Source organism: Collimonas sp. PA-H2 (assembly GCF_002564105.1).
Lineage (GTDB): Bacteria > Pseudomonadota > Gammaproteobacteria > Burkholderiales > Burkholderiaceae_D > Collimonas.
On record NZ_PDBX01000001.1, the window covers coordinates 3,648,865 to 3,661,737 of the forward strand.

Below are 12,873 nucleotides of genomic sequence, written 5' to 3' on the forward strand. Positions count from 1 at the left end.
CCCATGTCACGCCAAACCATCAGAGTTCACTTATGGCGCATCAAGACCAGGCAAGCCTCGGCCCTTGTAGTAAAGAGCAGGGTAGTCATCGACCCACTCAGGGGAGTCAGGCTGCATATTGCCTGGGCAGAGGATTTCAGCAATGGACGTTTCCGGAGCTGACGCTGGCGGATGATCCAGCTTGATATCAATGCCGATCTCTTTCATGATTGCCTTGCGCCGCTTATGCAAAGTCTGCGGCCCATGGAATTTCGATAGATCTTGGCCATGCAACCACGCCAGCGCCGTCAATTCCAACTTCTTATCCTTCAGGCCGCCGATCAGTTGCGATACGTCCTCCATTGACGGAACTTCCCCAAGTCGCAATTGGGCCAATTCGTCCAGAAATAGTTCACGCACTTTCTCAGTGGTCCAAGAAATGCCTGAATCCAAATTCCGCTTTTCTAACCACCCGCCATCAAATTTAGCTTCGAGCCGAATGCTGCTTGATGCTTCTTTAAGTAGTAATTTCTCCACTTTCGAGGAATCATTGCCAAGCAGTGCACGTAGATACTTTTGTTCATGATTTCTCTTGTCTTCAAACTCCTTACGCTTGTCATACATTGCAAATGTGGCGCCGGGATTCGCTCCGAACAGTCGTATGCCAATGCCTTTTTCCATTGTTGATGGGCGACGCTTTAAGCTAACGTTTCGCAGAAGGTGGGCTAGTAACGAACCCACCAAATCATGCGAGTCTACGCCAAAGCGATTCGTAATATGTAAGTCTCGCAGCTTGAAATGCCCAGATTTCCAACCTTCACGCTGGCTGGGAGTGAACTGAATATCTAGTGTCGTCAGCACATAGAAAATCATGTGATAACACAGGGGGACAAGATTATTTGTCCCGAATATGTTATGCCCCTGCAGTGGCTTGAGCGGACAGCAGCGAATAGCGATCTTTGTGCCATTGTCCATGGACGTGACATCTACAAGCGCTGCACCAGGGTACAGTTCTAGCTTCTTGGTCAAGTGCTTCCCCGTTACTATGATGCTGTTCTCCTTCTGCATTCTCCTATCTGTGCCAAATGGTTTGTGGTTGATATTAATTACTACGTCGAATAGGTCAATCATGTTTTCCCCTGTTTATGGGTGGTTAATGTTAGAAAATGGTCAATGTCAGCTAGTATGTAAAAGGGCCAAGTATTCGCTGCAATCAGCTTGTGCGCCTGGACTTCTGCAAGGGGTTGCGCGGTAGCGCGTGCTTAGCGCCGGCAACCCCGCAACCCCTGTCTGGCCTACGCTTCAGTACGGTCTACACCTTCAAGCAATGACTTCAATCGTGTAACGGTACGGCCAACCGTCGTTGGGTGAATGCCAAGTGTTTTCCCGATATCTATATTGCTGATGTCTTTTTTCTTCATTTCCAATACTTTTGCGTCCTGCTCGGATAGCTCTGCAACGGAGGGCTTGACCGAGAACTTCAAGATGTCGTCATCCGTCCATATAGAGAAATCAAACTTCTCCCGCAATTCCGGAATGTGATCTCTCAATTTCGTGTGTTCTATGCTGAAACGCGTGTCTTTTCGTTCGCCATCGCTGGGCAATGGACGCAGAAGAATCGAATAGTCGAGTAAGTCTTCATGTGCACTACTACCGCGTTGCTGACCATTTTTCCCGGCGTGATGAATTATCAAAACGGCGATCCCTTGCAGTCTTTTTTTCAATCAGCCAAGTTTTAGTTAGCGCCCAAGAAGTTGCGCTCTCACTTCCCCCTGCCGACCAAGCGCTCAAGTTATCGATGATGAGTAATCTGATGCCAAGCGGAATTAGCGCATCAATCTTCTTCTGGCCTTCCAATGTGTCGATAGAGCCAATAGAATTGCCGACGCAATCGCGGCTGATGATATATAAGTTGTTTTCAGCTTCGCTGCCGGACGCGGGGGCAGTTTCGCGATTACGGATTAGTTGAAATCGTCCCTGTAAACTCGAAGCACGCATTTCACCATCAAGGATGGCAACTCGTGCGCCGATGCCTTGGCCCCACGGCTTCAGTGGTTTCTTGCCGGCAATGGCATAGGCGATCAGCATTGCAAGCCAGGACTTTCCGCTGCCTCTCGGCCCAGCAATCATTCCGACAGACTTCTCTAGAATCAGTTTTCCGAGTAGTGGCTGATCATCATCAAAAGTGCGGCTCAGTAAATCCTTTAAGAGAAAATTGACAGGCGATACGGAACTACGGGCAATCGATTTCATATGTAAATCTCTACAGTTAAGTGTTTCGTTAAGCGTGTTTAATCACACCTGATTTCACTGACGCTTGGTTGCCGTTTGTCGGCAGGCGTAAAGTCATCAGGCGCTTTTACCGTTTTAATGCGCAAAGCTTTTGCGACGCACGGAGAGAGGCGACACAAACTGTCGGCCGCTGTCCGTGCAGCACGTTATAGCTAGTTAGAAGCGTCGCCGGGCATGCACGTACTTTTATTCGACCCCGCGTCGTAATGAACCGATATTGAATAATTCGGTGGAAAGCGATACTTGGGGGCGCGCACGATAGTCATCGCCATTTTTGTGAGCTAGTAATGCGACCAACTCTCGCATGTCGATAGCTTGTGAGGGATTGCGTGAATTGAAAATCCGCGCCTCGATCCAGGCATTTACTTCGGATTCCAGCCAACCCACCGATCTTGCACCAGTGGATATGGGTCTGCTAAGCGTGCCGTCAGCAACGTCTTTCCAGATAGTGGCATTTGCTCGAGCGATTTTGGATTTAACCTGGTGCAGCCGCAGTATCCTATGTTCTGCAGTCCAAGCCCTCTGGACTATTTCCAGAAGCTTGAGCCGAATAGGATGTGAACTGTCAGGTTGGCTGGTTGATATGCCAGCTGGATCTTGTTGCTGGCATTGTCTGATGCGATTCATTGAGACCTCCTTCGTTAAGTAACGAATGAAGTTTAGAAAATCTCAAGAAATATTACCGCCAGAAATTGGCAAAAATGTGGTTGACATCTATTTGTTTTTTCCAGATCTTTCTGATTGATACCTGGTAGCGCTATATTTCCTTGCCTTTTCCTTGCTCGCGTCAAACTGTAGTCGGAATTTCTCGAAGGGAAATTCAGGTCCAAATAAATCAGGAATTTTCAATTCTTCGACACTCGTACATATTTCAGGGCCAGGCGCAAGCCAAGTAAACTTATCTCGATTGGAAAATGACGTCGGCATTCCCGTTGAAGGATGCAAATACTCTTTTGTAAATTTGAGTAGGGTAGCCGCATGACCTAAAAACGTGGCGATATCAATTTTATCGACGAAATCGTAGAGAGGGTCCTCGTAGAGAGGGTCCGGTTCGTCATCCTTCCATTTGTCCAAATTATTATGTGGATGGATGGTGATGAAGAACGCCGCCCAATAATGTGACACCGAAGAATATTCGTCCAAATTCTTCAATATGAGATTTTTGGGTGTCGGATTTACACAAAATGGTGGAGTTACCATACGTGCAGCGAAATCAGGAGTCGCATACGTCGGCCCAAGCTTCTCTGATAGCCAATACAAGGCGTATAGCGCTGCTCCCACCTGTAGGCCGTCAGTTTTCTTATCCATGATCTGCTCAAGCCGCCGTGTTTTATGCGAGCCAGATTCGAAGTAAAGATGATCAGGTAGAGGCTTGAGATGATTGTTTTTCGAGTAATTTTGGCCATCAATAAAGCGCCTTAGAATCACTGTGGGACCGTCGTCATTAGCAAAATATTCTTTGGTCGAATGCCCGGTTGGAAAGGTCATGGCGTATAGCAAACATGGCAGAAATGGACATCCAGATGGCACCGGTTCTGGGTAATCTTTCCATCCGTCCGAGGTCAGATAACGAGTCGAAAATTGCCCCGGGCGGTAGGAATTCTCTTTTATAATCATGGTATGAGTTCTCGTTTTTCGGCGTATTTTTAAACTTATTCTTGAGTAGAAGATTTCCCGCGCTAGCGCTATTTTTTTCGTTAAAACCTGGGATTGGGGGCTCTCGTTAATTGTCTACAGACATCTAGAGACGTTGCCATATTTTCGTGTAGTTAGCCATGTAGTTGGTTTGATATAACGACATTGAATTTTATTTAAGTTATTGAATATAAGCATAAATATATATTACATAAGAATGATGTCGTACTGTTCCTGCGGATAAACCGTTTCCACCTGCAGCGAAATCGGCTTACGGATGAAGTCACCCAGCATCGCCAGATGCTGGGATTCTTCTTCGAGGAACATGTCGACCACCACTTGCGACGCCAGGATGCGGAATTCGCGCGGGTTGAACTGCTTGGCTTCGCGTAGCACTTCGCGCAGGATTTCGTAGCAGATGGTGCGCGCGGTCTTGACCTGGCCCTTGCCGTTGCAGGCAGGACAGGGCTCGCACAGGATATGCGCCAGCGATTCGCGGGTACGCTTGCGCGTCATTTCCACCAGGCCCAGCGCGGAAAATTCCGATACTGATTTCTTGGTGCGGTCGCGCAGCAGGGCCTTGTGCAGCTCGGCCAGCACGGCTAGCTTGTGCTCGCTGTTCTCCATGTCGATGAAATCAAGAATGATGATGCCACCCAGGTTGCGCAAGCGCAGCTGGCGTGCGATCGCATGCGCCGCTTCCAGGTTGGTCTTGAAGATCGTGTCGTCGAAATTGCGGCCGTTGACGAAACTGCCGGTATTGACGTCGATGGTGGTCATGGCCTCGGTCTGGTCGACGATCAGGTAACCGCCGGACTTGAGCGGCACACGGCGGCTCAGGGCTTCCAGGATTTCTTCTTCCACGCCGTAGAGATCGAACAAGGGACGTTCGCCTGTGTAATGCATCAGCCGCTCGGTCACCGAGGGCGTATAGCTGGCGGCGAATTCCTGCAGCTTCTGGAAATTTTCGCGCGAGTCGACCTGGATGGTGGTGGTCTCGTCGTTGACGAAATCGCGCAAGACACGCTGCGCCAGGCTCAAGTCCTGATGCAGCAAGGTCGGCGCCGGCTTGGTCTTGGCCAGTAGCGTGATCGAGGACCAGGTCTTGCGCAGGTACTCGATATCCATCTGCAGGTCCGCTTCCGGCGCATCCTCGGCCATGGTGCGGATGATGAAGCCGCCTTTTTCTTCCGGCGGCAGCAGCTTCTGTACCTTGTTCTTCAGCAGCTCGCGTTCCGCTTCGTTCTCGATGCGTTGCGAAATACCGATATGGCGGTCCTGCGGCAGATACACCAGCATGCGGCCGGCAATGGAAATCTGCGTCGACAGCCGGGCGCCCTTGGTGCCGATAGGATCCTTGACCACTTGCACGGTCAGCGACTGGCCGTCGAACAAGAGCTTTTCAATCGGCGTCTGCTGCGCCGCCTGGCCATCGTGGGCGCGGGTTTCCCAGATGTCGGCGACGTGCAGGAAGGCGGCGCGCTCCAGACCGATATCGATGAATGCCGATTGCATGCCGGGCAGCACGCGCACCACCTTGCCCAGGTAGATATTGCCGGCCAGGCCGCGCGACAAGGTGCGCTCGATGTGCAGCTCTTGCACCGCACCCTGGAAAATCAGGGCTACGCGGGTTTCCTGCGGCGTGATGTTGACGAGGATGTCTTCGCTCATAAAATGCGGATGCCTGCCTGTTGAAGTAATTGTGCGGTTTCGAAAAGCGGCAGTCCCATGATGCCGGAATGGCTGCCGCGTATGCTTTCGATGAAAATCGCTGCCGGTCCCTGGATGCCATAGCCGCCCGCTTTGTCATATGGCTCGCTGGTATCGCAGTAGGCGTCGATCATGGCAGCGCTCAAGCTTTGGAATATGACATCGGAAACTTGCGTGAGTTGCCACGATTGTTCCTGATGGATAACGGCGATGCTGGTGAGCACCTGATGCGTGCGACCGGACAGCATTTGCAGCATCTCGATCGCTTCGCGCTTGTTTGCAGGTTTGCCGAGAATCAGTCCGTCGATCGTGACCGTGGTGTCGGCAGCCAGTATCGGTCGCGCCGGCAGGCTGCGCCACACCATCATCTGATGCGCGGCGCGGGCTTTTTCCATGGTGACCCGGGCGACATAGTGTTGCGGCAATTCCTCCGGCAGCACATCTTCGCTGACGTCGGGGCCGCGCGGCGTCTGGTCGCGCAGCAGCAGCAATTCGAAGACCACGCCGATCTGGCGCAGCAGCTCGCGCCGGCGCGGGCTTTTCGAAGCAAGATAGATTTTCTGGTAAGGGTTTTTCATTGCTGGCTTTACGGCGGATACGTCGTCAGATGTTTCCAGCGATTATTACAGAGTTACGCGCTTGACGGGGGTGTTTACCGCGCCCCGGGAGCTGTTTACACCCGATGATAAGGGTGGTTCTGGGTAATCGACCAGGCGCGGTAAAGCTGTTCCGCCAGCAGCACCCGCACCATGCCGTGCGGCAGCGTCAGGCTGGAGATGCGCAGCAGGCTGTCGGCCTTGGCCTTGAACTCAGGATCGAGGCCATCGGCGCCGCCGATGATGAAGGCGACGTCGCGGCCATCGCGCTGCCATTGGGTCAGTTGCTGCGACAGCTGGACGCTGGTGAGGTCTTTGCCGCGCTCGTCGAGGGCGACGATGCGCACGCCTTTCGGCAAGACGGCTTCAATCCGGCTGCGCTCCAGCGCCATGGCGGAAGCGGCCGTGTTGCTGCCGGAGCGTTCGACGGGTTTGATTTCCTTGAGGACGATGCGGCAGTCCGGCGGCATGCGTTTCGCATACTCGCCGAAGCCGGTCTCTATCCATGTCGGCATTTTGTGGCCGACCGCAGCGATGATGAGCTGCATTGCTGGAGCTGTTCCTGCAGCAGCTTATTCAGCTGCCTTGGTTTTTGCCGGAGCGCGCTTGACGGCCGGCTTCTTGGCCGGGGCCTTCTTAGGCGCGGCAGCCTTTTTAGGCGGAATCGAGCTCTTCGATGGCGCTACCTTGATGGTCTTGCCGACCGCCTTCTTGGCGCCGTCGGTCTTGACCGGCTTCTTGCGTGCAGGCGCTTTCTTCGGGGTGTCGTCTTCCGGCTTCAAGGCTTGCGAAGTGGTCAGATGGCGCGAGATCTTCTTCGGTGCTTCTTCTTCAGCTGCCGTACGGGTGGATACCCGCTTGGCGGCGCCAAACTTGACTTCCTTGTCGCCCCAGATTTCTTCTAGGCGGTAGTAGGCGCGGATCGCCGGCTGCATGATGTGGACCACCATGTCGCCCATGTCGACCAGCACCCATTCGCCGGTGTCTTCGCCTTCAACGCTGAGAATGTTGCCGCCGTTTTCCTTGACCTTGTCGCGCACCGAAGCGGCCAGCGCCTTGGTCTGGCGGTTGGAAGTACCGGAGGCAATCGCGATGCGGTCGAACAGGCCGGTCAGGTGGACTGTGTCGTAGACGCGGATGTCTTGGGCTTTGACGTCTTCGAGAGCATCGATGACGAGACTTTGTAGTTTTTTGATATCCATTTAATTCTTATAGAGATGATGTTGTTCAATATAGTCCAGTACTGCCGCCGGGACCAGCGTGTCGGGTCGTTTTGCGTTGTGCAGTGCGGCACGAATTTCCGTTGCCGAAATGTCTACAGCTAGATTCCTTGCCAGGTAGGTCAAGCCGTGCGCGCTCTGGCGAATCTGTTCCGGGGTGGCGGCGCGGCGTGTAAATTCGCGCGTGACCTCGGCTGGAACCTGCGATGCATCCATGGCAAAACCGGGCCGCGAAGCCACGCCCAGATGGGCATAGTCAAACAGGCGATCCCAGCCTTGCCAGGTATTCAAGTGCTGCAACTGGTCCGCACCCATCAGGAAAACGATAGATGCCTGCGGCCCGAGCTCGGCCCGCAATGCTTGCAATGTATCAATAGTATACGTTGCTGTCTTGCGCTCGATTTCCTGGCGGTCGATGACCAGCGGCACGCTTTGCTGGCTGAAGGCGCGCTTCACCATCTCGACCCGTTGCTCCGGGCTGGCTTCCAGCCCGTGTTTTTGCCACGGGTTGCCGGCAGGAATTACCCGCAACTCGTCTGGCGCCAGCAAGGTGACAAAATATTTCGCCAGCGCCACATGACCGTTGTGGACCGGATCGAAACTACCGCCGAGAACTGCTACGCACTGCCTGGATCGTGGAGAATGATTGGATGTCATTGCGGACTTGCTTATCAAACCCACTCGCGATGGATCAGGAAATCGGAATATAAACGGGCTTCCGGGCTTCCTGCCGCTGGTTGCCAGTCGTAGCGCCACTTGACCACGGGCGGCATCGACATCAGGATAGACTCGGTACGTCCCCCGGATTGCAGACCGAACAAAGTGCCGCGATCATACACTAAATTGAATTCAACATAGCGTCCGCGACGATATGCCTGGAAATCGCGCTCGGTTTCGCCATACGGAATATCCTTGCGGCGCGTCAGGATCGGCGCATATGCCGGGATGAACGCGTTGCCTACGCTTTGCATCATGGCAAAGCTCTGTTCGAAGCCCAAAGCATTGAAATCGTCGAAGAAAATGCCGCCGACGCCACGCGGTTCCTTGCGGTGTTTCAGGTAGAAATAGTCGTCGCACCATTGCTTGAAGCGCGGATAGAGTCCAGGGCCCTGGTCGCTAGCACGGTCAAACGGCGTCAGCGCGTCGCGGCAAGTGCGATGAAAATGTTCCACATCTTCGCTGAAACCGTAATACGGGGTCAGGTCGATGCCGCCGCCGAACCACCAGACCGGCTCCTGGCCTTCAGCGCTGGCGATAAAGAAGCGCACGTTCATGTGCACGGTGGGCGCATACGGATTGCGCGGATGCATGACCAGCGACACGCCCATGGCTTCCCAGGTGCGGCCGGCCAGTTCCGGGCGATTAGCTGCAGCGGAAGGCGGCAGGCTGCTGCCCATCACGTGCGAGAAGCCGACGCCGCCGCGCTCCAGCACATTGCCTTCTTCGATGATGCGCGAATTGCCGCCGCCGCCTTCGGCTCGTTGCCATTGATCGCTGCCGAAGGGCTTGCCGTCAATCTGTTCCAGAGCCGCGACAATACGCGCCTGCAGGTCGAGCAGATAGGATTTGACGGCGCTGGCCGGACTGCCGGGAGAGATGTGTGCTGTCATCGTGTTGAAAAGAGGAAGAATAAGACGCCAGCTCGTGTTGACGTTAAAAACATGAGCATTCTTGCATAAACCCTGATCTGTCTAGGCGACCCCGCCTCGTCGGCCACGTCCTTCCCGCGAACGCGGGAATCCAATTTAGGCTGCAAGGTGGATCCCCGCGTTCGCGGGGATGACGGAGCAATAAATCAATTCGGTCAATTGGCTCAGGCGTGTTTTTTCAGTGCACGCCAGCCGATATCGCGGCGGAACTGCGAGCCGCTGAAATGAATCAGGTCGACCACGCCGTAAGCTTGTTTCTGCGCCATCTTGACGCTGTCGCCCAGGCCCACCACGCACAGCACGCGGCCGCCGGAAGTGGTCAGGCGTTCGCCGGTCAGGGTGGTGCCTGCGTGAAAGGTGACGGTATCGGCGTTCTCAGGCGGTATGCCGGAAATCAGGTCATCCTTGCGCGGCGCGTCCGGATAACCGGACGCCGCCATCACCACGCCCAGCGCGGTGCGGCGATCCCATTCCAGCTCGATGGTATCCAGCGTGCCGTTGACAGCGTGTTCCATCACCATCAGCAGGTCGGTCTTGAGGCGCGCCATGATCGGCTGGGTTTCCGGATCGCCCATGCGGCAGTTGAATTCCAGCGTCTTCGGATTGCCTTTATCGTCGATCATCAGGCCGGCATACAGGAAGCCGCTGAACGGAATGCCGTCCTTGGCCATGCCTTGCACGGTCGGCGTGATGATTTCACGCATCACGCGCGCATGCAGCGCCGGCGTGACGATAGGCGCCGGCGAATACGCGCCCATGCCGCCGGTATTCGGTCCCTGGTCATCGTCCCTGAGACGCTTGTGGTCCTGGCTGGTCGCCAGCGCCAGGATGTTTTTGCCGTCCACCATGACGATGAAGCTGGCTTCTTCGCCGGCCAGGAATTCTTCGATCACGACGCGCGCGCCGGCATCGCCCAGGCGATTATCGGACAGCATCATGTCGACCGCGCCGTGCGCCTCTTCCAGCGTCATGGCCACGACCACACCCTTGCCGGCAGCCAGGCCGTCGGCCTTGATGACGATCGGTGCGCCTTTCTGGTCAATATACTGATGCGCCGCGGCGACGTCGGAGAAGGTCTGGTATTCAGCAGTAGGGATGTGATGCCGCTGCATGAAGGACTTGGCGAAATCCTTGGAGCTTTCCAGTTGCGCCGCTTCCCGCGTCGGGCCGAAGATTTTCAGGCCGCGGGCCCGGAAAATGTTGACGATGCCTGCTGCCAGCGGAGTTTCCGGGCCGACCACGGTAAGCGCCACATGTTCGCTCTCGACGAAATCCGCCAGGGCGACCGGATCGGTGATGTTGATGTTTTCCAGGCGCTGGTCGAGCGCCGTGCCGCCGTTGCCAGGCGCGACGAAGACCGTTTGTATGCGCGGGGATTGGGCGATTTTCCACGCCAGGGCATGCTCGCGGCCGCCAGAGCCCACTACCAGAATTTTCATATGAGTCCGTGTATCTGTCTTCAGTATCAGTCTTCAATGACTGCGTTGCTATAAATTTCTTGTACGTCGTCCAGGTTTTCCAGCGCGTCCAGCAGCTTTTGCATCTTGACCGCGTCGTCGCCGGTAAACACGGTTTCGGTGGCCGGTTTCATGATGATTTCCGCCATTTCCGCCTTGAAGCCGGCCTTTTCCAGGGCTTGCTTCAGTGCGGCAAAGTCGTGCGGGCCGGAAATGACCTCGATGCCGCCTTCTTCGTCGGTGATGATGTCTTCGGCGCCGGCTTCCAGCGCCGCTTCCATCAAGGCATCCTCATTGGTGCCGGGCGCGAACAGCAACTGGCCGCAATGCTTGAACATGAATGCCACCGAACCTTCGGTGCCCATGTTGCCGCCGAACTTGGAAAAAGCGTGGCGCACTTCGGCCACCGTACGGATTCTGTTGTCAGTCATGCAATCTACAATGATCGCCGCGCCGCTGATGCCATAGCCTTCGTAGCGCACTTCTTCATAGTTGACGCCGTCCAGGCTGCCGCTGCCGCGCTGGATCGCGCGGGTGACGTTATCCTTGGGCATGTTGGCGTCAGACGCCTTGTCTACCGCCAGCCGCAAACGCGGGTTGGCGTCGATGTCGCCGCCGCCCATGCGGGCCGCAACGGTAATTTCCTTGATCAAGCGGGTCCAGATTTTGCCGCGCTTGGCATCGGTGGCGGCCTTCTTATGTTTAATATTGGCCCATTTGCTGTGTCCAGCCATGATGGTTCTTTCTTGCTCTAGTTAGCTATAATCAAAGTGCAATTTTACCATATTGGCCTTTCTTGAAATCCACTTCTGAGTCAGCGAAAACATGTCAAACCCTCTCCTGATAGCCAAAAATGCCCAGCAAGACCTGATGCTCCTGCCGGCATTGGTGAACCGCCACGGCTGCATTACCGGCGCCACCGGTACCGGCAAGACCGTGACCTTACAAGTGATCGCGCAAGCCTTGTCGGATCGCGGCGTGCCGGTGTTCATGGCCGACGTCAAGGGAGACCTGTCCGGCATGGCCAAGGCCGGCGCCGCTTCCAGCAAGATGAAGCAGCGGCTGGAGGCGCTCGGCATCGAGGAACCGCAGTGGGCGGCGACGCCGGTCACTTTCTGGGATGTCTACGGCCAGCAAGGCCATCCGGTGCGAGCCACCATTTCCGACATGGGGCCGCTGTTGCTGGCGCGCATGCTGAACCTGAACGATACCCAGCAGGGCGTGCTGCAGCTGGTGTTCAAGATCGCTGACGACAACGGTTTGCTGCTGCTGGATTTGAAAGACTTGCGAGCCATGCTGCAGCATGTCGGCGACAACGCCGCCAGCTTCCAGACTGAATACGGCAATATCTCGGCGGCCAGCATCGGCGCCATCCAGCGCGGCCTGATCGGCATCGGCGAACAGGGCGGCGAGCAGTTCTTCGGCGAACCGATGCTGAACATCGACGACCTGATCCAGACCGATGGCAACGGCAAGGGCGTGGTGAATATCCTGGCGGCGGACAAGCTGATGAATGCGCCACGCCTGTATTCCACCTTTTTGCTGTGGATGCTGTCGGAGCTGTTTGAACGTTTGCCCGAGGTGGGCGACCTGGACCAGCCCAAGCTGGTGTTTTTCTTTGATGAAGCGCATTTGCTGTTCAGCGAAGCCCCCAAGCCTTTGCTGCAAAAGATCGAACAAGTGGTGCGGCTGATCCGTTCCAAGGGCGTCGGTGTCTTCTTCGTCACCCAGAATCCGCTCGACATTCCCGACACCGTGCTGGGCCAGCTCGGCAATCGCGTACAGCATGCGCTGCGCGCCTATACCCCGCGCGACCAGAAAGCGGTGCAAGCCGCTGCCGACACCTTTCGCGCCAATCCGGGCTTGAACACCGCGGAGGTGATCAGCGAGCTTGGCGTCGGTGAAGCGCTGGTATCTTTCCTCGACGAGAAGGGCCGTCCGACCATTGTCGAACGCGCCTTCATCCTGCCGCCGGCGTCGCAGATCGGGCCGATCACGGATGAGGAACGCAAGCAGCTGATGGCGACTTCCATCGTCGCCGGCGTTTATGAAAACGCGGTCGATCGCGAGTCCGCTTACGAAAAACTCAAAGGCCGCAGCGCCGGCGCGCCAGCGACCAAAGACGGCGCGGATTCATCGATAGGCGCTACCGTCAGTTCCTGGGGCAGCGCCCTGGGCGGCTTGCTCGGCGGCGGTTCCGGACGCAAGGACAGCGTGGTGCAGGCGGTGGTGAAATCGACTGCACGCACCATCGGTTCGCAAGTCGGCCGCGAACTGATACGCGGCGTGCTGGGCTCTTTGCTGAAGAAAAAGTAACCCCCCCTGCGCTTTGCAG

The 12,873-nt window shown here is 55.7% G+C and carries 14 protein-coding genes; 1 reads left to right on the top strand and 13 read right to left on the bottom strand.

Annotated elements, in window-relative coordinates:
* Positions 1-30: 30 nt before the first annotated feature.
* From BCF11_RS16695 to BCF11_RS16755, 13 genes are all read right to left on the bottom strand, one after another.
* Complete coding sequence (locus tag BCF11_RS16695) at positions 31-1,110, bottom strand: phage/plasmid replication protein, II/X family (protein ID WP_098495732.1); 1,080 nt, start codon at positions 1,108-1,110, stop codon at positions 31-33.
* A gap of 164 nt (positions 1,111-1,274) precedes the next feature.
* Complete coding sequence (locus BCF11_RS16700) at positions 1,275-1,673, bottom strand: hypothetical protein (protein ID WP_158229216.1); 399 nt, start codon at positions 1,671-1,673, stop codon at positions 1,275-1,277.
* Positions 1,630-2,232 carry an AAA family ATPase gene (locus tag BCF11_RS16705; RefSeq protein WP_098495734.1) on the bottom strand — a complete coding sequence of 201 codons (603 nt, stop codon included), beginning with the start codon at positions 2,230-2,232 and terminating at the stop codon, positions 1,630-1,632. Before BCF11_RS16705 ends, BCF11_RS16700 begins: the two co-directional genes overlap by 44 nt.
* A 225-nt stretch (positions 2,233-2,457) precedes the next feature.
* Positions 2,458-2,898: an AlpA family transcriptional regulator gene (locus BCF11_RS16710; RefSeq protein WP_098495735.1), complete on the bottom strand. Its 441-nt coding sequence runs from the start codon at positions 2,896-2,898 to the stop codon at positions 2,458-2,460.
* An 87-nt stretch (positions 2,899-2,985) separates the two neighbouring features.
* Positions 2,986-3,888 (bottom strand): hypothetical protein, encoded by a 903-nt coding sequence (locus BCF11_RS16715; RefSeq protein ID WP_143751353.1) that lies wholly within the window; start codon positions 3,886-3,888, stop codon positions 2,986-2,988.
* Positions 3,889-4,113: 225 nt separating this feature from the next.
* Entirely contained in the window at positions 4,114-5,577 is a 1,464-nt protein-coding gene (gene rng, locus BCF11_RS16720; RefSeq protein ID WP_098495737.1) for a ribonuclease G, read from the bottom strand.
* Entirely contained in the window at positions 5,574-6,194 is a 621-nt protein-coding gene (locus tag BCF11_RS16725) for a nucleoside triphosphate pyrophosphatase (protein ID WP_098495738.1), read from the bottom strand. The genes rng and BCF11_RS16725 overlap by 4 nt, the downstream gene beginning before the upstream one ends.
* Positions 6,195-6,289: 95 nt before the next feature.
* Positions 6,290-6,760, bottom strand: coding sequence for a 23S rRNA (pseudouridine(1915)-N(3))-methyltransferase RlmH (rlmH, locus tag BCF11_RS16730; protein ID WP_098495739.1), 471 nt, complete (start codon positions 6,758-6,760; stop codon positions 6,290-6,292).
* 24 nt (positions 6,761-6,784) lie between these two features.
* Positions 6,785-7,414, bottom strand: a complete 630-nt coding sequence (rsfS, locus tag BCF11_RS16735; RefSeq protein ID WP_098495740.1) for a ribosome silencing factor — start codon at positions 7,412-7,414, stop codon at positions 6,785-6,787.
* Complete coding sequence (locus BCF11_RS16740) at positions 7,415-8,089, bottom strand: nicotinate-nucleotide adenylyltransferase (RefSeq protein ID WP_098495741.1); 675 nt, start codon at positions 8,087-8,089, stop codon at positions 7,415-7,417.
* 14 nt (positions 8,090-8,103) lie between these two features.
* Positions 8,104-9,042, bottom strand: a complete 939-nt coding sequence (hemF, locus tag BCF11_RS16745; RefSeq protein WP_098495742.1) for an oxygen-dependent coproporphyrinogen oxidase — start codon at positions 9,040-9,042, stop codon at positions 8,104-8,106.
* A gap of 203 nt (positions 9,043-9,245) precedes the next feature.
* Positions 9,246-10,520 carry a phosphoribosylamine--glycine ligase gene (gene purD, locus BCF11_RS16750; RefSeq protein ID WP_098495743.1) on the bottom strand — a complete coding sequence of 425 codons (1,275 nt, stop codon included), beginning with the start codon at positions 10,518-10,520 and terminating at the stop codon, positions 9,246-9,248.
* A 26-nt stretch (positions 10,521-10,546) separates the two neighbouring features.
* Positions 10,547-11,272, bottom strand: a complete 726-nt coding sequence (locus BCF11_RS16755) for a YebC/PmpR family DNA-binding transcriptional regulator (protein WP_098495744.1) — start codon at positions 11,270-11,272, stop codon at positions 10,547-10,549.
* Positions 11,273-11,363: 91 nt separating this feature from the next.
* On the opposite strand from BCF11_RS16755, the gene BCF11_RS16760 reads away from it, so the two are divergent.
* Positions 11,364-12,854: a helicase HerA-like C-terminal domain-containing protein gene (locus BCF11_RS16760; protein WP_098495745.1), complete on the top strand. Its 1,491-nt coding sequence runs from the start codon at positions 11,364-11,366 to the stop codon at positions 12,852-12,854.
* Positions 12,855-12,873 lie beyond the last annotated feature (19 nt).